Consider the following 19326-nt stretch of genomic DNA (forward strand, 5'->3'; position numbering starts at 1 on the left):
CCCTGCAGTCTGGCAAGGTCTGGCCTGTCACTCAAGCCTTACACCAGCACTGCCCGGGCGGTCAGATCGAGACACTTGCGTGCCTTTTCGACCAGTTCGTCGATCTCGTTTTTGCTGATCACCAGCGGTGGCGCGATGATCATGGTATCGCCCACGGCGCGCATGATCAGTCCGTTCTCGAAGCAATGGCCGCGGCAGATCATGCCCACGCCCATCTCGCTCGGGAAACGCTCGCGGGTCTGCTTGTTCTTCGCCAGTTCGATGGCGCCGAGCATGCCCACGCCGCGGACTTCGCCCACCAGCGGATGATCCGCCAGCTCACGCAAACGCTTTTGCAAATAGGGTGCCGTTTCCGCCTGAACCCGCTCGATAATCTTCTCTTCCTTGAGAATGCGCAGGTTGGCCAGGCCGACGGCGGCGGCCACCGGGTGGCCGGAGTAGGTGAAGCCGTGGTTGAAGTCACCGGCGGCGTTGATCACCTGGTACACCTTGTCGCTGACGATCAAGCCACCCATGGGCACGTAGCCGCTGGTCATGCCCTTGGCGATGGTGATCAGGTCCGGCTTGTTGCCGAAGAACTCGCTGGCGAACCACTCGCCGGTACGGCCGAAGCCGCAGATCACTTCGTCGGCGACGAACAGGATGTCGTACTTGGCGAGGATCTCGCGGATGCGCGGCCAGTAGCTGTCCGGCGGGATGATCACGCCGCCCGCGCCCTGGATCGGCTCGGCGATGAAGGCCGCCACGTTGTCTTCGCCGACCTCGAGGATCTTCTTCTCCAGCTGGTCGGCGGCCCAGATGCCAAATTCTTCCGGGCTCATGTCGCCGCCCTCGCCGAACCAGTACGGCTGCGGGATGTGGACGATGCCGGGGATCGGCAGGTCGCCCTGCTCGTGCATATACTTCATGCCGCCAAGGCTGGCGCCGGCCACGGTGGAGCCGTGGTAGCCGTTGTGACGGCTGATGATCACCTTCTTGCTCGGCTGGCCCTTGCTCGCCCAGTAGTGGCGGACCATGCGCAGCATGGTGTCGTTGCCTTCCGAGCCGGAGCCGGTGAAGAACACGTGATTCATGCCGGCCGGCGCCACATCGGCGATGGCCTTGGCGAACTCCAGCGCCGGCGGATGGGCGGTCTGGAAGAAGGTGTTATAGAACGGCAGCTCGCGCATCTGCGCGGCAGCCGCCTCGACCAGCTCTTCGCGGCCGTAACCGACGGCGACGCACCAGAGACCGGCCATGCCGTCGAGAATCTTGTTGCCTTCGCTGTCCCACAGGTAGACACCGTCGGCCTTGGTGATGATGCGCGGGCCCTTCTCGTGCAGCTGCTGATAGTCGCTGAACGGCGCAAGGTGGTGCTCACGGCTCATGGCCTGCCACTCGCGGGTTTTCGGGTTGTTCGCTTGGTTAGTCATTCTTCACCTCAGATTACGCATCCGGTCGGGGCGCAGGGCGGATACCCGGCGCCCGTCCCCCATCAGACGGAGAGCAGCAGGAACTCGCGTTCCCAGGAGCTGATCACCCGCTTAAAGTTTTCGTGCTCGGCGCGCTTCACCGCGACATAGCCGCGGACGAACTTTTCGCCCAGGTATTTCTCGGCGGCCTTGCAGGCCTCCATGCGCTCCAGCGCGCTTTCGATGGTCACCGGCAGACGCAGGTTGCGCCGCTCGTAGCCGCGGCCCTTGACTGGCGCGCTGGGCTTGAGCCCCTCGACCATGCCGATATAGCCGCACAGCAGCGAGGCGGCCAGCACCAGATAAGGGTTGGCGTCGGCACCGGCCAGGCGGTTTTCCACGCGGCGGTTCTGCGGGCCGGCTTCCGGCACGCGCAGGCCCACGGTGCGGTTCTCCTCGCCCCACTCCACGTTCACCGGCGCCGAGGTATCGGGCAGGAAGCGGCGGAACGAGTTGACGTTGGGCGCGAACAGCGGCAACACCTCGGGGATGTACTTCTGCAGGCCACCGATGTGGTGCATGAACAGCTCGCTCATGCTGCCGTCGTCGTTGGAGAACAGGTTCTTGCCGGTCTTGATGTCCACCACGCTCTGGTGGATGTGCATGGCGCTGCCCGGCTGATCGGTGATCGGCTTGGCCATAAAGGTGGCCGCCACGTCATGCTTCAGCGCGGCCTCGCGCATGGTGCGCTTGAACACGGTGATCTGGTCGGCCAGGTGCAGGGCGTCGCCGTGACGGAAGTTGATTTCCATCTGCGCCGGGCCGTCCTCGTGGATCAGCGTGTCGAGGTCCAGCTCCTGCAGCTCGCACCAGTCGTAGACGTCTTCGAACAGCGGGTCGAATTCGTTGGCCGCGTCGATGGAGAACGACTGGCGACCGACTTCCGGACGGCCGGAGCGGCCCATCGGCGCTACCAGCGGGAAGTCTGGATCGCTGTTGCGCTTGGTCAGGTAGAACTCCATCTCCGGCGCGACGATCGGCTTCCAGCCCTTGTCGGCGTAGAGCTTGAGGATGTTCTTAAGGATGTTGCGCGGCGACAGCTCGATCGGGTTGCCCTGCTTGTCGAAGGTGTCGTGGATCACCATCGCAGTGGGCTCGATGGCCCAGGGCACGAGAAACACGGCGTTCTCGTCCGGACGGCAGAACATGTCGATGTCCGCCTCGTCGAGCAGTTCGTAATAGATGTCGTCCTCGACGTAGTCGCCGGTCACGGTCTGCAGCAGCACACTCTCGGGGAGGCGCATGCCCTTCTCGTCGAGGAACTTGTTGGTCGGCGAGATCTTGCCGCGCGCAATGCCGGTAAGATCGCTGATCAAGCATTCAACTTCGGTGATTTTGCGTTCTTTCAGCCAGCTGGTGAGCTGGTCTAGCTTGGTACTCATAGAGACCTCAGGGTTGTAGAGCGGCTACTGCGGACCGGTTAAAGCCTAGCGAAACCTCCCAGTTTCACCGACCGGTTGCTCACCTACTCAGCGTTGTCCCGCCCTCTTCCTGCAAGCCTCACCAAAGGCCTGGAAGATTGCGAGATAATTCGGGTTGGATCGTACCTGCCACTCCGGGTGCCACTGCACACCGAGAGCGAAGCTTGGCGCACCTTCGACGGAGAAGGCTTCGATCAACCCGTCAGGCGCCAGTGCTTCTACGCGAAGGCCCGGCGCCAGACGCTGAACGCCCTGGCCATGAATGGAATTGACTTGAATCTCGTCCGGCAAGCCGAGGCCGGCGAGCACCCCGCCCGCTTGCACACGCACGGTGTGACGGGGGGCATATTGCACCTCGACCGGCTCGTCGGCCGGCTCGCGGTGGTCCATCAGCCCGGCCACTTCCTGCACGCGCTGGTGCAGGCTGCCGCCAAAGGCCACGTTCATTTCCTGGAAGCCACGACAGATGCCCAGCACCGGAATCCCGGCAGCGATGGCCTGGCGGATCAGCGGCAGCGTGGTGGCGTCGCGAGCGATATCGTGGGCTGTGCCTGGCGCGCTGGCCGGGCCACTATAATGATGAGGTTCGACGTTGGACGGCGAACCGGTGAACAGCAGGCCGTCGATGCTGGCCAGCAGGGTGGGTTGATCGATCAGTTCGCCCAGGGCGGGGATCACCAGAGGCAGACCCTCCGCTCCGACCGCCACCGCGCGGACATATTTGTCGCCGACGATGTGGTTGGGGTGAAGTCCGACCTGCTTGGTGCAGGCGGTGACGCCGATCAACGGCAGGCGCAACATGGGACACCTTGTTTTATTGCTGTTGTTAGGTTGAGGCCGAGATTAGCCTTGTTCAATTTTTTACACAATAGGGCTGTAAAAAATTGAACACAGGCAACTGAGCAGCAGGCCGCACAAGGCTGACCAGCGGGTCGAAAAACCCTGGAGTGCCCCAAAACTGGCCATCGAGCCCCGTTTCGGGGCAAAATGGCCCGCTATTGACAGCCCTGGGTGTTTGAGATTGACTCACAGCTGCTCAATAGCATGATTGAAATTTTTAACAAAAAAGGTGTTGCATCATGTCGGTACCCCCGCGTGCCGTTCAGCTCAACGAGGCGAACGCGTTCCTTAAGGAACATCCTGAGGTCCAGTTCGTTGACCTTCTAATTGCAGATATGAATGGGGTGGTGCGCGGCAAGCGCATCGAAAGGAACAGCCTGCACAAGGTGTATGAAAAGGGCATCAATCTGCCCGCTTCGCTGTTCGCCCTCGATATCAACGGTTCCACTGTCGAAAGCACCGGCCTCGGCCTGGACATCGGCGACGCCGACCGCATCTGCTTCCCCATCGCCAATACCCTGTGCAACGAGCCCTGGCAGAAGCGCCCCACCGCGCAGCTGCTGATGACCATGCACGAGATGGACGGCAAGCCGTTCTTCGCCGACCCGCGCGAAGTGCTGCGCCAGGTCGTGGCTAAGTTCGACGAGATGAACCTGCGCATCTGCGCCGCCTTCGAACTGGAGTTCTACCTGATCGACCAGGAGAACGTGAACGGCCGTCCGCAGCCGCCGCGCTCGCCGATGTCGGGCAAGCGTCCGATCTCTACCCAGGTGTACCTGATCGACGACCTCGACGAGTACGTCGACTGCCTGCAGGACATGCTCGAAGCCGCCAAGGAACAGGGCATCCCGGCCGACGCCATCGTCAAGGAAAGCGCCCCGGCGCAGTTCGAGGTCAACCTGCACCACGTGGAAGACGCCATCAAGGCCTGCGACCACGCGCTGCTGCTCAAGCGCCTGATCAAGAACATCGCCTACGACCATGAGATGGACACCACCTTCATGGCCAAGCCCTACCCGGGCCAGGCGGGCAACGGCCTGCACGTACACATCTCGCTGCTCGACAAGACCACCGGCAAGAACATCTTCACCAGCGATGATCCCCAGGAGAACGCCGCACTGCGCCATGCGATCGGCGGTGTCCTGGAGACCATGCCGGCGTCCATGGCCTTCCTCTGCCCCAACGTCAACTCGTACCGCCGCTTCGGCGCGCAGTTCTATGTACCCAACGCGCCGAGCTGGGGCCTGGACAACCGCACCGTAGCCGTCCGCGTGCCGACCGGCAGCGCCGATGCCGTGCGCATCGAGCACCGCGTGGCCGGCGCCGACGCCAACCCGTACCTGATGATGTCGGCGATCCTCGCCGGCATTCACCACGGCCTGACCAACCAGGTCGAGCCGGGCGAGCCGATCGAGGGCAACTCGTACGAGCAGCTGGAGCAGAGCCTGCCGAACAACCTGCGCGATGCCCTGCGCGAGCTGGACGACAGCGAAGTGCTGAACAAGTACATCAGCCCGGACTACATCGACATCTTCGTCGCGTGCAAGGAAGCCGAGCTGCAGGAGTTCGAGACCACCATCTCCGACCTCGAATACAACTGGTACCTGCATACCGTTTGACGCAACACCCGACGCCGGCCCTAGTGCCGGCGTTGTTTTTTCCACTGCCCAGGTTCTGCCATCTCGCCCCGGCGCGCGGACTGGCGAAGCCTTGCCCATCATTCGCCAAGGAGGTCGTCATGTTTCGCGTTCTTGCTCCGCTGTTGCTGGCCCTCGCTCCCGGACTGGCGGCCGCCGCCGATAGCATCCGGGTCTACAACTGGAACGACTACATCGCCCCGCAGGTGCTGGAGGACTTCACCAAGGCCACCGGCATCGCCGTCGAGTACCACACCTACGCCTCGGCCGAGGAGCTCGACAAGATCCTCGCCAGCGGCGAGAGCATCGACATCGCCGTACCCTCGCAGAACGACCTGCCATCGCTGATCAAGGCCGGCCTGCTGCAGCCGCTGGACCTCGCCCGCCTGCCCAACCGCAAGCATCTGGACAAGCAGCTGCTGAGCAAACTGGCCGCAGTCGACCCACAGAATCGCCATGCGGTGCCCTACCTTTGGGGCGCCGTGGGCCTGGCGATCAACACACCGCAAGCCGAGGCGGCCTATGGCGGCCCGCTGCCGCACAGCTGGAGCCTGCTGTTCGACCCGGCGCAGAGCGCCAAGCTGACCGGTTGCGGCATCAGCGTGCTGGATGCCCCGGACGAGCTGCTCTACAACCTGCTCAGCTACCAGGGCCGCAGCTTCACCAACAGTTCGCCGGGACGCATCCGCAAGGCCGGCGAGACCCTCCAGGACCTGCGGCCGAACCTGCGCTACGTGGACAGCGAGCGCTATATCGAGGATCTCAACCAGGGCAAGCTGTGCGTGGCCGTGGCCTGGGTCGGCGACGCCCTGGGCGCCAGCGATGCCGGCCAGCCGGTGCAGTTCGTGGTGCCGGACGAGGGCTCCACCCTGTTCATCGACAACCTGGTGATTCCGGCCAGCGCGCGCCGCGCCGACCTGGCGCACAAGTTCATCGACTACCTGATGCAGCCGCAGGTGGCCGCGCAGATCAGCAGCGAGACGCTGTACCCCAGCGCCAACACCGAGGCCCAGCGGTTCCTCGAACCCAAGCTGCGCGAGCAGCTGGGGCGCAACCTGGACGACGCCAAGAACCGCCTGTTCGCCCTCATGCCCCTGTCGGACAAGCTGAAGGGCGCCCGCGACGAGGTGTGGAACCGCTTCCGCGACGGCAGCTGAGCATCTGCTTACGATCTCAGCCCCCTCCCTGGGGCGGCTTGCCTCCCCTGTCCGTCTGGCGTCCAATAGCGCCTGCCACGGACAGGAGACCGGCATGACCCGCACCGCAAGCCCCCGCAAGCCCCGCGCCAGCAGCCAGGCGCGCATCGACCTGATTCTCGGGGCGGCGCGCGATCTGCTCAGCAGCCAGGGCTTCGCCGGCCTGACCATCTATGCGGTGGCCGAGCGCGCGGACATCCCGCCCTCTTCCGTGTACCACTTCTTCGCCAGCGTGCCGGCGCTGCTCGAGGCGCTGACCGCCGACATCCACGCCGCCTTCCGCGACTGCCTGCTGCAACCGGTGGAGCACGCCTCGCTGCGCGACTGGCGCGACCTGTCGCGTGTCATCGAGGAACGCATGCTGGCGATCTACGCCGGCGACAGCGCCGCGCGCCAGCTGATCCTGGCCCAGCACGGCCTGGCCGAAGTGATCCAGGCCGACCGCCAGCACGACCTGGAGCTGGGGCGCCTGATGCAGGCGGTGTTCGAGCGCCACTTCCCGCTGCCGCAACTGCCGCGCGATATCGACGTGTTCGCCCTGGCCATGGAGCTGGGCGACCGGGTCTATGCCCGCGCCGTGCAGCTGCACGGCGAGATCACCCCTCGCATGGCCGAGGAAGGCATGCGCGTGTTCGATGCCTACCTGGCCCTGTACCTGCCGCCCGCCCTGCCCAAGCGCGAAAAGCCCCTGTCGTAAGCCGATATTCATCGATTTACCCGCGTCTTCTCAGCCTTACCTTCCGGCAGGCAATCGCCCTGCCTTCAGGCTTTACCCACCCGAAACAGCCAATATTTATCTGCAATATCTGGATAGTTTTCGATGGAAATCGATAAAACGCCTTTTAAAGTCGATTTTTATCGGATATAAATTGGGCTATCCAGCGCCCCGCCCGACCCAACAGCGGGGCGCAGCCATGGGTCTCTGCTAGTGTCAGAAGACCTCCTCTGCATGCTCCACCGAGGTGCTCCATGTCGCGTATCGTCACCGTCGCCGCTACCCAGATGGCCTGCTCCTGGGATAGCGCCGCCAATATCGCCACGGCCGAGAAACTGGTGCGTCAGGCGGCCGCCAACGGTGCACAGATCATCCTGATCCAGGAGCTGTTCGAGACGCCCTACTTCTGCCAGAAGCCCAACCCCGACTACCTGCAGCTGGCCACGCCGACCGCGGAAAATCCGGCCATCCTGCATTTCCAGAAAGTCGCTCGTGAGCTGCAGGTCGTGCTGCCAATCAGCTTCTACGAACGTGCCGGCCGCGCGCGCTTCAACAGCATCGCGATCATCGACGCCGACGGCAGCAACCTCGGCGTGTATCGCAAGAGCCATATCCCCGACGGCCCCGGCTACCACGAGAAGTACTACTTCAACCCGGGCGACACCGGCTTCAAGGTTTGGAACACCCGCTACGCCAAGATCGGCGTGGGAATCTGCTGGGACCAGTGGTTCCCCGAGGCGGCGCGCAGCATGGCCCTGCTCGGCGCCGAGCTGCTGTTCTACCCGACCGCCATCGGCAGCGAGCCGCACGACCCCAGCATCAGCTCCCGCGATCACTGGCAGCGCGTACAGCAGGGCCACGCCGGCGCCAACCTGATGCCGCTGATCGCCGCCAACCGCATCGGTCGCGAGGAGCAGGACGGCTACCACATCACCTTCTACGGCTCCTCGTTCATCGCCGACCAGTTCGGCAAGAAGGTCGCGGAACTGGGCGAGACCGAGGAAGGCGTGCTGGTGCGCAGCTTCGACCTCGACCAGCTGGAACACATCCGCAGCGCCTGGGGCAGCTTCCGCGATCGCCGACCGACCCTGTATGGTCCGCTCAAGACCCTCGACGGCCACCTGGCCTCCGAGTGATTCACGGCGTCGGCTCCCACCAGGGCCCGACGCAGCAGCCCGGATGTCATCCGGAAATCCCTGACACACGCCCCCGGACTACATCCGGGTTACAGGAGCAGGACATGACCACCCTCAACAGCACCCCACGCGCCGACGGCTTCCGCATGCCCGCCGAGTGGGAGCCCCATAGCCAGACCTGGATGGTCTGGCCCGAGCGCCCCGACAACTGGCGCCTCGGCGGCAAACCGGCGCAGGCCGCCTTCACCGCCGTGGCCAAGGCCATCGCCGAGTTCGAGCCGGTGACCATCTGCGTGTCCGCCGGCCAGTACGAGAACGCCCGCGCCCGCCTGGAGGGCAGCGGCATCCGCCTGGTGGAAATCACCACTGACGACGCCTGGGTGCGCGACACCGGCCCGACCTTCGTCACCAACGCCAGCGGCGAAGTGCGCGGCGTGGACTGGACCTTCAACGCCTGGGGCGGCTTCGACGGCGGCCTGTACTGGCCCTGGCAGCGCGACGACCAGGTGGCCAGCAAGATCCTCGAGATCGAGCGCCGCGACCGCTACCGCACCGAGGGCTTCGTGCTGGAGGGCGGCTCGATCCACGTCGACGGCGAAGGCACCCTGATCACCACCGAGGAATGCCTGCTCAACAAAAACCGCAACCCGCACCTGACTCGCGAAGAGATCGAAGCGGTGCTGCGCGACCACCTGGCCATCGACACGGTGATCTGGCTGCCGGACGGCCTGTTCAACGACGAGACCGACGGCCACGTCGACAACTTCTGCTGCTACGTGCGCCCGGGCGAAGTGCTGCTGGCCTGGACCGACGACGTCAACGACCCCAACTACCCGCGCTGCCAGGCGGCGATGCAGGTGCTGGAGTCCGTCCGCGACGCCAAGGGCCGCCAGCTGGTGGTGCACAAGATGCCGATCCCCGGGCCGATCCACGCCACCGGGGAAGAGTGCGCCGGCGTCGACGCCGCCGACGGCAGCCAGGAGCGCAGCCCCGCCGTGCGCCTGGCCGGTTCCTACGTCAACTTTCTGATCGTCAACGGCGGCATCGTCGCGCCGAGCTTCGACGACGCCAAGGACGAGGAGGCCCGCGCCATCCTCCAGCGCGTGTTCCCCGAGCACCGCGTGGTGATGGTGCCGGGCCGCGAGATCCTCCTCGGCGGCGGCAACATCCACTGCATCACCCAGCAGCAACCGGCGCCGCAACAGCGCTGATTGCCGCCCATAAAAAAGCCCGCCAATCGGCGGGCTTTTTCGTTGCGGCTCACTGGGCCTGGAGCTGCATCTGCGGCTTCGGCGGTTGCGGCTTGGGCTCGACGGCCTTGATCTGCAGGCTCGGCTTCGGCGGCTCGGGCTGGGTCTGCGGCGCCTGCAGCTTCATCTCCGGCTTCGGCTGGGGCTGCGGGGCCTGCAGCTTCATGCCCGGGTTGGGTTGCGGGTGCGGCTCGGGCTTCACGGTATCCATCTGCAGCTGTTTGTTCTGCTCACCGATATCGATGTTGAGGGTGCTGGTGCACAGTACTTCCACGGCCACCACGCTCGACTGCTTCTTGTTCGGCGCGATGACGTTGAAGCGGTAGCTGCGCTTGACCAGCGTGCCCTGGCCCTGGGTATTGGCCTTGAAGCCGCCGATGCCCTGCTGCTGCGGTTGCGGGTCGGGCTTGATGCTGACCTTCTGGCTGATCACCCGCTGGGTGGCCTCGCCGACCTTGCCCGGCAGGTTGCTGGTCATCTGCACGGCCGCGCCCTTGCCGCCGACTTCTTCCAGCCAGTACTTGATCTGGCCGCCACCGGAGCCCTTGATCGTGGCCTTGAGGGTGATCTCGGCCGGGCACACACCCTTCAGCTTGGCCGGCTGGGCGGCCAGCTCGACGCTGTTGACCTGGAAGCCGGCTACCAGGCCCTGCGGGCCCTTCGGCGGAGCCACCTTGTCGGCGATGGCCGGATTACCCAGGCACTGGATGGTCACCGGCGCGCTCTTGTCCCACAGGTGGTACTGGTGGCTGCTCGGCGGACGCGAGGTGCCCGGGCCACCGCCCAGCTGGTAGAAGCCGGCCATCTTCAGCGGCACGTTGAGTTTGACGTTGAAGCCCTGGCGCAACACCTGGTTGAGGCCCTTGCCCTGCTTCAGCCGGTTGCTCTTCTCGAAGCTGCAGTAGCCGGCGATATCCGTACCCGGGATACCGTCCGCCACCAGCAGCTTGAACGGCAGGTTGGCGTTCAGGTAGCCACTGCTGGCCAGCACCTTGCTGGCGCCCAGGTCGAACATCTGCGACTTCTCGAAGTAGTTCTCGCCGCCTTTGGGGATCTTCGCCTCGCCGACATAGATGCGCGCCCAGGGCTTGTTCGGCTGCTGCGACCACTGGTGGGTGTACTGGAAGCGCATCTTCACGGTAGTGCTGGGGATCACCGTCCACTCGCCCTTCTGGTCCAGCTGCACCTTGAGGGTATGCGACTGGCCGGCATCCGGCATGGCCTTGATGCTGGCCTTGGCGGCCGGATTGTCATCGACGGCCAGGGCCTGGCCGGTGGCCAGCAGCAGGGCCAGGCCGAGGGTGTTGAGGGTGAAGATGGATTTGGACGCTTTCATGGGGTTGCTCCTGGTGGGGCGTGATTGGTTGCCTTACGCCCCTCTGTCGTTGGCAGCCCCGGCAACGGTTCAAAAAATTTTCAGCGGCATTTTTTCTTTCTGAGTAAAGCGTGCCAGCACCTGTCTGCAAAACCGCAGCACACTCAGCGACAGGCCGCCAGGCGCGGCAGGCCGGCGCCGTATTGCTCGTCGCGGCCGGGCTCGCCGAGGTCGCGGGCCTGAGCCAGCAGAGCCTCGCTGGACGGCGCCAGGGCGAGAGCGGCAGCGACGAAGGGCGCGGCGAAGGAGGTGCCGCTGGCGTAGAAGCCCTGGCCGTCGCCGTCCAGGGTCCAGATGTCCTCGCCCGGCGCCACCAGCGCCAGATGGCGACCGAAGTTGGACTGGCGCAGGCGGCGCAGGCGCGCATCCACGGCGCCTACTGCCAGCACATCGGGATAGGCCGCCGGGTAGCGCACTCCGGCCTGGCCATCGTTGCCGGCGGCGGCGACGAACGTCAGGCGCTCGCCGAGGCTTTCGAACAGCCCCTCGAGCAGTTGGCTGCGCGAACCACCGAAGCTCAGGTTGACCACCTGCGGGGGCGGCTGCACACCGGCCACGCGATCCAGCGCCGCGATCACCCAGTCGCTGCGGGTATGCAGGCCGGCGGCGCGGTCCTCGCCGAAGACGCCGAAGGCATGCAGGCGCGCCCCCGGCAGCAGGCCGGCCACCTGCTGGCGGCCGACCAGCAGCGCGGCCAGTGCGGTGCCATGCCGCCGGGCCTCGGCACTGGTCGCCGCGTACTGCTCGGGCGGCAGGCTCTGGTAATGCAGGTCGGCACCGCCGAACTCCGCCAAACCGGTATTTACCGGACCGTCGAGCATCGCCAGCACCTTGTCTTTGCCACAGTTTGCGGGCGCCCATTGGCCGCGGCCCATGGCGCGCTGCCCCCAGTTGCGCAGCTGCAGCTCGGCGCCATCCGGTTGCTGCAGCGGGCGGTAGCGCAGGTTGAGCTCCTGCTGCCAGCCGGGGAATTTGCCGCGCAACTCGCTCTCCAGCGTCGGCAGATCGACCTCGGCGGGAATGCGAAACACGCTGAGCACCAGGCCCAGATTGAGCAGACGCTGGCGCCGCAGGATGCTCAGGCCGAAGGGTTGCAGGGCCTGGCGCTGGTGCTCCGCCTCCGGCAGGTCGCGGCCGAACACCAGCCATTCGCGCAGCACGGGCAGATCGTCCGCCGGCGGTTGCGCCACGCCACGCCATTGCGCCGGAGGCGCCTGCAGGGTCGGCCTGTCCAGCAGGCTGCCACCACCGCGCCGCGGCGGCGCAGGGACAACCTGGCCAGGCGTGGGCGCTGGAGGTGGTGTTGCCGCCTGCACGCTAGGTGCCGGCGGGGGGGCAGCAGGCGGCACGGCGGAACTGCCGGGCAGCGGCGCAGTACTCGGCGGGGCGCTACCCGGTGGAGCAGTGCTGGAGGGCGGCGCAGCACCGGGCGCGGTGGGCGCCGTGGCCGGATCGCTGGTGGCCTGCTGCGGCAGGCTCAGCAGCAACGCCAGCAGCAGCGCCCAACGCTTCACGGCTGCGCCCGCGCCAGCAGTGCAGCGTGCTGCACCACGGCCTGCTGCTGCAGCCAGCGCAGCAGGGCCTGGCCATCGGCAAAGCGCTGGTCGGCCGGTACATGCACTTGCACCACGCCGAGCGCCGAAGGCCCATCGACCAGCACGGCATCCAGCTCCAGCAGCAGGGCACGTATCTGCTGCCACTGGGCATGCTCGACAAAGCGCAGCTGCACCCGGTAGCCGCCGCTCAGCACCTGCTCCTGGCCGCCACTGAGCATGCGCCAGTCGCTATCGGTCTGCGCCGGACGCGTCAGGATGCCCACCTGCAGCGCCACCACCAGGGCAGCCGCCACGGCCAGGCCAGGACGCCACCAGTCGCGCTTCGGCAGCGCCGGCTGCTCCTGCTGCAGGCTGCGCTGCAGGCGGGCCCAGCCAAGCTCGAAGGGCGGCGTCTGCCCGGCGGAATGCACCTTCTCCTGCTCGCGCACGGCGACGGCCAGTCGCCGCAGCACCTCCAGCTCCTCGCGGGCCTCGGCCGAGCGCAACAGCAAGGCCTCCACCGCCGCCAGCTCTTCACCCTCCAGGGTGCCGTTCAGGTACCAGGGCAGCAGCTGCAGCAGCGACCCGTCGTCGATTTCAGTGTTCATATTTCACCTCCGCGGTCTGTGCCACTGAGTCGTTCGCGGTGGGCTGGCGGTTCAGTCTTCTCATGTCGGCGCGCTCCCGAGCAAACGGCGCAGGCACTGCAGCAGCTGCTGCTTGGCGTGCAGCATGCGGGTCTTCACGGTGCCGTTGGGGATGTCCATGATGGCGGCGATCTCGGGATAGGACAGCTCCTCGAAGAAGGTCAGGTAGACCACCTGGCGGTGGCCGTCCTTGAGCCTGTCCAGGCACTGGCGCACCTGTTCGCCCTGCTGGCTCAGCTCGATGGCCAGGCTGGCCGGGCAGGCCTGGTCGCTCGCCTCGTCCTCCAGGCTCGCCTCGTCCAGCATCTCGCTGGGGCGCTTGCGGCGCAGCAGGTCCACCGACTTGTAGCGAGTGATGCTGAGCAGCCAGGTGCGCACCTGCGACTGGCCGGCGAAGGTCGCAGCACGGCGCCAGACTTCCAGCATCACCTCGTTGAGCACCTCGGCGGCATCCGCCGCGTTGTTCACCGTGCGCAGGGAGAACTGGTAGACCACGCCGTGGAAGCGTTCGTAGAACTGCCGCAACGCGCGCTGGTCGCCGCCAGCGATGCGGTGCAGCAACTGCACATCCGTGTCGTCGATCATGGCTGGTAACGCACCCTCCATTCCTGGCTGCGGCCGATCATGGCGCCGCCCTGGTCGTGGGCGGTGACCCGCCACAGATAGTAACTCCCCGGCTGCAGCTTGCTGCGCAGCAGGGTCGACAGCGCGCTGCGGGTCACGCTGGCGGGCAACAGCATGCCGGCGACGAAGTTGGGCGACTCGCCCAGCACCTCGCCCTCACCGGTGCGCTGGGCATCGGCGGTGAACAGTTGCAGCTGATAGACCACCGCACCGGCCACCGGCTGCCAGTGGAACTGGCTGGCGCTGCCGACATCGCCATCGCGCGGACCGGCGTCGATCAGCGGCTGGCGTGCAGGCTCGCTGCCGCCGAGCACCTCATACACCGTCTCCACCGTCAGGCCGTCGAGCGGGCAACCGGCGTCCAGCACCAGGGCATCGGCCGGCACCAGCTCGCGATTGGTCACGCAGAAGCGCACCCGGTATTTGCCGGCCTTATCGCTGGGCAGCGGCGGGCTGTTGATGGTGCTCTGCTGGGCGTCGCGCAGGTAGCTGCGCACCAGGGTCAGGGTGCGGTAGATCGGCTTGCCTTCGGTGCTGCCCGGCTCCGCCACCTGCCAGCGCCCTTCGAGCAGACCGTTGCCGCTGTAGGCCAGCAGCACCTTGGCCATCAGCCCTTCGCCTGGCGGCACCACCTTGATCCGCTGGTTGTCGGTGAAGCTCAGGCTCAGGCGCTGTACCAGCAGCTCGCCGGTGCGATTCTCGCGCGGAGCACGCAGGCCGCTGCTGACCAGGTTGAGGGTGATCTGGCCGCGCAGCCGCGAGGCGCCACCGATGAATTCACGCTGCAGGACCAGACGCCGCAGGCCGCGCTCGTACCAGCCCTGCACCATGCCGGCCGGCAGCTCCAGTTGCTCGTTGAGCAGGAAGGGGCCGCCACCGTCGGCGCTCAGGCGCGAGCCCAGGCTGGTCAGGATCGAGCCACTGGCGGGATCGACCACCTGCGCCTGCGCCGAGGTCACGCCACCGCTGTAGCCATCGCTGGCCACCACCTGCCAGGCCAGCGGCAATGGGTTGTTCTGGCTGGCCAGCAACTGGCGCTGCGCCGGCTGGATCTTCACCGCACGCAGGGCGCCGGCCACCGGGATGGTCAACACCTGCTGGCCACGCACCACGCCGCCACCGGACAGATCGGCGAAGTCGCGTACCAGCAGCACCCGCCGCAAGCCGCTGGCCTGCCAGGCCTGCACGGTGGCCTGGGGCAGCACGATGAATTCGCCGAACATGAAGGGGCCGCTGCCGCCCTGGCTGAGGGTGCCGCCGACCGTGGCCAGAGTGGCGCCGCCGGATGGATTGACGATCCGCGCCTGGGTGGACACCGCGCCACCGCTATGGGCCGAGTCGCTGGTGACGCGCCAGCTCACCGCCCAGTTGTTGTCCTGGGTCGCCAGCAACTGGCGCTGGGCCGGCTGCGCGCTGGCATTCAGCAACACCGCCTCGGCGGCCATGGGCAGCGCCGGCAGCAGTACCAGCAGGGCGCGCAGGATCAGCTTGTATGAAGCGTTCATGGTTCACCTTCCGCCCGCGCCTGTGCGCGGGACTGCCTGTCAGTAGTTGTGAGTATCCCAGCGCAGGTCGAAGCCCAGCAGCAGCTGCCAGTCCTCCAGCGCCTGGTCGTAAAGCCGGCTGTCCTGTTGCGCGTAACTGCTCTTGAGGAACCAGTCGAGGCCCGGGCGCATGCCTTGCGGCTGTGCCACGGTCCAGGTCAGCTGCAGGTTGGCGCTCTGCTGCAGCACGCTGTCGCCAAGGAAATCGCCATCGCCCAGATGGCTGGTGTCGCGGCCGCGGTAGTAGGAGGCGTTCAGCCGCCAGCGCTCCGGGACGATCTGCCACGCCACATCCAGGCCACGGCTGATGCCGCGGTAGACATTGCCGTTGTCGGTCTCCTGCAGTTTGTTCCATTGCCAGCTGGTGGAGAGACTCAGCGAATCCAGCGGCATGTAGCCGATCTGCAGGGTGGTGAAACGATTGCGCTGGTCCGATGGCGGCTCGTAGATCAGGTAGCCGTTCTGCTCCACCTCGCGGGAATAGTCGTCGGTGCTCTGCAGGGTGTGCTGCACCGACCAGTTCCAGCGCGCGTGATAGAAGCTCATGCCAAACAGCCTTTCGCGCGTGCGGTCGTCGAGATCGAAGCCGACTCGCGGAGCGTCCTCGTCGTCCTGACGCCGACGGGTGTCGTTGAAGCCGGCGTTCAGCGAGGGCAGGCCGAGCAGGCGCCAGGGCAGCGATTCGCCGTCCACCGTCGGGTAGTAGTAGAGGTTGAGCACGCGACGCTCGGCGATCTGGTCGGCCACCTCGTCCTGGTCGTCGAGGTTGTTGGTCTCGCGCGCCAGTTCGGCGTCCATCTGCAGGTTGCCCAGGTAGCCCTGCCAGTTGAGGCGATCCATGCGCAGGTCGCCGGGCAGCGAGAGGTTGCCCAGGGTGAAGAAGTCCAGGCCCACCTCGCGCCGCTGCAGGGTCAGGTTCCACTGGTCGAACGGGCCGGAGGGGAACCACTGGCCGGAGCTGAATTGCGCCTGCAGGTCGTGGGAGCCGTCACTGCTGGCATCCTCGCCGCGTCCCAGGCCGTCGCTGTCGAAGCTCGACCAGGCGTAGTCGGCGTGCAGCCACAGGCTGTTCTCGCCGAAGCGCGAATCCACCGCCAGGTTCCAGCTGTCGCCGCCGTAGCGGGTCTGCTGGTCGGTGGCCAGCCAGGCGGTACCGCTGTCGGTCGTCTCGCCGTTGATATAGGCGGCGCTGAGCTGCAGCAGCTGCGGGTCGTCCTGCAGCGGAGTGAAGGTCAGCAGGCCACCGCTGCTGCGCTCGCTGCCGCTGGAGGGATAGCCCAGATGGCGGTTGTAGTCGGTCAGCGGCTCGCTCTGCAGGCCGAACACATCCAGCTGCAGCGGGCCGTCCAAGGCATCTCCCAGGGTCACCACCGCGCCGCGGCGCTGGTAGGCGCTGAAAAGCAGGTCCTCGCGCAGCACCCCATAGTTGCCCAGGGCCAGGCCCTGGCGGCGCAGGCCGCTGCCACGAGAAGCGGCCAGGCGGTAGTTGGGCAGCTCCCATTCGTGGCCGCTGGGGTTGTTGTCGCTGAGGTTGTCGTACAGTGCGTCCACCTCGGCCTGCCACTGCCACTCGGCGGCCGCGCCCTCGCCGCGATAGCTGACGCCGCCGTTGCTGGCGTAGCGCGGAGTACCCGTGTAGCTGGCGGCATCCTTCTCGTCGACCCGGTAGCTGTTGCTGAGCAGGCCGTACAGGGTATAGCGATGCGCCGCCGGGGCCGGCGCCTGGGCCAGCTCCTCGGCACTTGCCGGCAGCGGGCCGACGAAATCGCTATCCACCGGCGCCGGGTCGGCGGCATCAACACCGGCATCGGCATCGGCCGCAACCGGCTCGCCCGCATCGCCCTCCAGGGCCACCTCAGCCTCGGCGGGGCCGCTGACCTGGACCTCGGCCTCCAGCAGCGTGGCGACGTTGCCGTCGGCGTGGAACACCATCACCAGCAGCGGATGCTTGCCGCTCGCCAACGGGCTGGGCATGTCGAGGATGAACTCACTCTCGCTGCGGCTGATCAGCGCGGTCACGTCGTAGCCGTCCAGTTCGACGGCCAGCTGATCGCCTTCGGCGAGTATCTCCAGCCCCTGCACGCTGAAACTCAGCTGGGTCTGGCCGGGCTCGGCGCTCAGCAGCTCCTCGGCTGCCGCCGGGCCGATCAGGCCCCCGAGCAGCAGGACGCAGCAGCTACGAATAGGCTTCAGGATGTTCATGGCCTGTTCCTGGCATTCACCCCGGCCGCCCGCACGCAACAGGCGGCCGGAACGACTCACTGGGGCAGGACCGGAGCGCGCAGCGGCGCCCGGCCGGGTTGGGTTTGGCCACAGTTGCGTACTTCCACCGTGACCCGTGCTTTGTTATTGCTCTCGTTGCTTTCCCCAACCTGCTGCTGGTCATCGACCGACAGGCCCAGCAGGTGCGTGCCGTTACCCAGGTAGATCAAGCCGGACACCTTGTGCTGCGCCCCTCCGGCCAGGCCGGGCAAAGAGGCGTTATGCAGCAGCTCCTGGTCCTCGCGCAAGCGGCTGACGAAGGTGCCCGCCGCGGCTTGGCCCAGGTTCTTCACATCGTAGACCAGGCGCAGCTCGCAGCGCCCCTCGCGTTGCCGTCCGGCTTGGCTGGCGTCTACCTTGAGGCTGCCGCCCCACTGTGCGCTGGCATTGCCGATGGTCAGCGCCGGTGCGTAGGACAGATCGATCTGAGCAGGCTTGGGCTGCGGCGCGGTGAAGGTATCCGGAGCAGGTTTGGGCGCCTCCTTGCAGGTCACCTGGTAAGCGGCGGCGGCACTCTTGGCCTTGCTCCAGTTGTTCTCGCCCATCGCTAGCACCTTCAGCTCCACTTGACCGCTGTGCACGTTGGCAGCGTGGCCCTTGAGCTGCAGGCCCTGGCCCTTGGCCTGGTTCGGCAGGGCCAGTTTGGCATTGGGGCCGGCCTGCTTGCCGATGTCTTTCAGCTGCGTGGCGACGCTGTGCCAGCCGCTGGTGTTGAGGGTGATGGTGTAGACCGGGCCCAGGCCACCGTTGTGCGCCCAGCGGTACTGCACCTGCTGCTGGCCCTTGTTGGCCTTGAGCGTGCCTTCCACCTTGAGGGTCACCGGGCAGGTGCCGCTGTAGGGCGTAGGCTCGACCTTGATCTTGGGCTGCTCCAGGGCGAAGGCGGCGGCCAGATCCATTCCCTTGGGTTTCGGGGCAACATTCGGGAAGTCATAGCCCTCGCAGATCGTCTCGATCTTCACGTGCTGCCAGGCGTGCGCTTCCTTGTCGTCCAGGCCATTGCACTGCAGATAGACCACCCCCGCCAGCAGCGGCTTGTCGGTGGCTGGCAGGCGCTTGTCCTGGGCCAGGATCTGCTTGAGGTCGCGGCCCTTGCCCTGCTCGGCCTTGAGATAGCTGTTGCAGGCCTGCTTGGCCGCGTTGGCCAGCTTGGCACTCACCGGCACGTTGATGCTGCCGCTGGTGCTGTGCGATTTGTGCTTAGACTTGCTGGTGATCCAGTCCTTCTGCAGCAGACGCTGGTGATGGATGTAGTAGCTGCGCGGGCCGACCTGGCTGTTGTCATTGATCCACCAGATCAACCGGTCGATCTTGCGCACGCCACGGCACTCGACCTGGCTGCTGGCCTGCCAGGCCACCTGCTGTCCCGGCTTGACCGCCGTGTAGCTGGTGCCGTCGGACTGCACGCGGATGACCGGTACCGGCCCGGTCTGCTTGACCTCGATCCGCTTTATGCCGGACAGCATGGTGCTCGGCGTGACGTTGTCGGGGGCGTAGGTGTCTTCGGCGTTGGCGGCGCCGCTGCAGGCCAACAGCAGGCCGAGGAACAGGGGGTTGAGATTGCGTTGCATGACCGGGCTCTCCTGCCGGGTGAATGACACCCCTCAGTCGTGGCCAGCAGGTCCGGCGGTTCAAACTTTTTTGCACCCAAGAAAAAGCCCGCCGAGTGGCGGGCTTGTTCAGGTGACTGCTA

Annotated in this window: 15 protein-coding genes; 5 read left to right on the forward strand and 10 right to left on the reverse strand. The window is 66.3% G+C overall.

Annotation, left to right across the window (positions count from 1 at the left end; genetic code table 11):
• Positions 1 to 38: 38 nt before the first annotated feature.
• From OH686_RS11220 to OH686_RS11230, 3 genes are all read right to left on the reverse strand, one after another.
• The gene (locus tag OH686_RS11220; RefSeq protein WP_137973744.1) at positions 39 to 1412 is read right to left on the reverse strand and encodes an aspartate aminotransferase family protein; all 1374 of its coding nucleotides are present in this window, start codon (positions 1410 to 1412) and stop codon (positions 39 to 41) included.
• Between the two features lie 62 nt (positions 1413 to 1474).
• Positions 1475 to 2833, reverse strand: coding sequence for a glutamine synthetase family protein (locus OH686_RS11225; protein ID WP_137973745.1), 1359 nt, complete (start codon positions 2831 to 2833; stop codon positions 1475 to 1477).
• A gap of 87 nt (positions 2834 to 2920) precedes the next feature.
• Complete coding sequence (locus OH686_RS11230) at positions 2921 to 3673, reverse strand: gamma-glutamyl-gamma-aminobutyrate hydrolase family protein (RefSeq protein WP_289538634.1); 753 nt, start codon at positions 3671 to 3673, stop codon at positions 2921 to 2923.
• Between the two features lie 278 nt (positions 3674 to 3951).
• On the opposite strand from OH686_RS11230, the gene OH686_RS11235 reads away from it, so the two are divergent.
• The 5 genes from OH686_RS11235 to aguA all read left to right on the forward strand — a co-directional run bounded on the left by OH686_RS11235 (position 3952) and on the right by aguA (position 9607).
• On the forward strand, positions 3952 to 5331 hold the full coding sequence (locus tag OH686_RS11235) for a glutamine synthetase family protein (protein WP_137973747.1): 1380 nt from the start codon (positions 3952 to 3954) through the stop codon (positions 5329 to 5331).
• A gap of 119 nt (positions 5332 to 5450) precedes the next feature.
• Complete coding sequence (locus tag OH686_RS11240; protein WP_289538636.1) at positions 5451 to 6506, forward strand: extracellular solute-binding protein; 1056 nt, start codon at positions 5451 to 5453, stop codon at positions 6504 to 6506.
• A gap of 94 nt (positions 6507 to 6600) precedes the next feature.
• Complete coding sequence (locus OH686_RS11245) at positions 6601 to 7242, forward strand: TetR/AcrR family transcriptional regulator (RefSeq protein ID WP_137973749.1); 642 nt, start codon at positions 6601 to 6603, stop codon at positions 7240 to 7242.
• A 272-nt stretch (positions 7243 to 7514) separates the two neighbouring features.
• Positions 7515 to 8396, forward strand: coding sequence for an N-carbamoylputrescine amidase (aguB, locus tag OH686_RS11250; RefSeq protein ID WP_289538638.1), 882 nt, complete (start codon positions 7515 to 7517; stop codon positions 8394 to 8396).
• Between the two features lie 104 nt (positions 8397 to 8500).
• Entirely contained in the window at positions 8501 to 9607 is a 1107-nt protein-coding gene (gene aguA / locus OH686_RS11255; protein WP_289538640.1) for an agmatine deiminase, read from the forward strand.
• Between the two features lie 49 nt (positions 9608 to 9656).
• Here the strand turns inward: aguA and OH686_RS11260 are convergent, their stop codons facing one another.
• The 7 genes from OH686_RS11260 to OH686_RS11290 all read right to left on the reverse strand — a co-directional run bounded on the left by OH686_RS11260 (position 9657) and on the right by OH686_RS11290 (position 19204).
• The gene (locus OH686_RS11260) at positions 9657 to 10982 is read right to left on the reverse strand and encodes a superantigen-like protein SSL4 (RefSeq protein WP_289538643.1); all 1326 of its coding nucleotides are present in this window, start codon (positions 10980 to 10982) and stop codon (positions 9657 to 9659) included.
• Positions 10983 to 11125: 143 nt separating this feature from the next.
• The gene (locus OH686_RS11265) at positions 11126 to 12535 is read right to left on the reverse strand and encodes a S8 family serine peptidase (RefSeq protein WP_289538646.1); all 1410 of its coding nucleotides are present in this window, start codon (positions 12533 to 12535) and stop codon (positions 11126 to 11128) included.
• Complete coding sequence (locus OH686_RS11270; RefSeq protein WP_289538649.1) at positions 12532 to 13164, reverse strand: hypothetical protein; 633 nt, start codon at positions 13162 to 13164, stop codon at positions 12532 to 12534. Before OH686_RS11270 ends, OH686_RS11265 begins: the two co-directional genes overlap by 4 nt.
• A gap of 60 nt (positions 13165 to 13224) precedes the next feature.
• Positions 13225 to 13788, reverse strand: a complete 564-nt coding sequence (locus OH686_RS11275) for a sigma-70 family RNA polymerase sigma factor (RefSeq protein ID WP_289538652.1) — start codon at positions 13786 to 13788, stop codon at positions 13225 to 13227.
• The gene (locus tag OH686_RS11280; protein WP_289538654.1) at positions 13785 to 15332 is read right to left on the reverse strand and encodes a hypothetical protein; all 1548 of its coding nucleotides are present in this window, start codon (positions 15330 to 15332) and stop codon (positions 13785 to 13787) included. The genes OH686_RS11275 and OH686_RS11280 overlap by 4 nt, the downstream gene beginning before the upstream one ends.
• Positions 15333 to 15371: 39 nt before the next feature.
• The gene (locus tag OH686_RS11285) at positions 15372 to 17573 is read right to left on the reverse strand and encodes a hypothetical protein (RefSeq protein ID WP_289538656.1); all 2202 of its coding nucleotides are present in this window, start codon (positions 17571 to 17573) and stop codon (positions 15372 to 15374) included.
• Between the two features lie 56 nt (positions 17574 to 17629).
• Positions 17630 to 19204: a CARDB domain-containing protein gene (locus OH686_RS11290; RefSeq protein ID WP_289538658.1), complete on the reverse strand. Its 1575-nt coding sequence runs from the start codon at positions 19202 to 19204 to the stop codon at positions 17630 to 17632.
• Positions 19205 to 19326: the final 122 nt, after the last annotated feature.

The sequence above is a fragment of the Pseudomonas sp. SO81 genome, assembly GCF_030374125.1.
Lineage (GTDB): Bacteria > Pseudomonadota > Gammaproteobacteria > Pseudomonadales > Pseudomonadaceae > Aquipseudomonas.

Coding starts and splice junctions, on each gene's coding strand:
- OH686_RS11220 (WP_137973744.1), bottom strand. CDS start 1,412: ATGACTAACCAAGCGAACAACCCGAAAACCCGCGAGTGGCAGGCCATG.
- aguA (WP_289538640.1), top strand. CDS start 8,501: ATGACCACCCTCAACAGCACCCCACGCGCCGACGGCTTCCGCATGCCC.
- OH686_RS11270 (WP_289538649.1), bottom strand. CDS start 13,164: ATGAACACTGAAATCGACGACGGGTCGCTGCTGCAGCTGCTGCCCTGG.
- OH686_RS11275 (WP_289538652.1), bottom strand. CDS start 13,788: ATGATCGACGACACGGATGTGCAGTTGCTGCACCGCATCGCTGGCGGC.
- OH686_RS11225 (WP_137973745.1), bottom strand. CDS start 2,833: ATGAGTACCAAGCTAGACCAGCTCACCAGCTGGCTGAAAGAACGCAAA.
- OH686_RS11285 (WP_289538656.1), bottom strand. CDS start 17,573: ATGAACATCCTGAAGCCTATTCGTAGCTGCTGCGTCCTGCTGCTCGGG.
- aguB (WP_289538638.1), top strand. CDS start 7,515: ATGTCGCGTATCGTCACCGTCGCCGCTACCCAGATGGCCTGCTCCTGG.
- OH686_RS11260 (WP_289538643.1), bottom strand. CDS start 10,982: ATGAAAGCGTCCAAATCCATCTTCACCCTCAACACCCTCGGCCTGGCC.
- OH686_RS11245 (WP_137973749.1), top strand. CDS start 6,601: ATGACCCGCACCGCAAGCCCCCGCAAGCCCCGCGCCAGCAGCCAGGCG.
- OH686_RS11235 (WP_137973747.1), top strand. CDS start 3,952: ATGTCGGTACCCCCGCGTGCCGTTCAGCTCAACGAGGCGAACGCGTTC.
- OH686_RS11240 (WP_289538636.1), top strand. CDS start 5,451: ATGTTTCGCGTTCTTGCTCCGCTGTTGCTGGCCCTCGCTCCCGGACTG.
- OH686_RS11290 (WP_289538658.1), bottom strand. CDS start 19,204: ATGCAACGCAATCTCAACCCCCTGTTCCTCGGCCTGCTGTTGGCCTGC.
- OH686_RS11230 (WP_289538634.1), bottom strand. CDS start 3,673: ATGTTGCGCCTGCCGTTGATCGGCGTCACCGCCTGCACCAAGCAGGTC.
- OH686_RS11280 (WP_289538654.1), bottom strand. CDS start 15,332: ATGAACGCTTCATACAAGCTGATCCTGCGCGCCCTGCTGGTACTGCTG.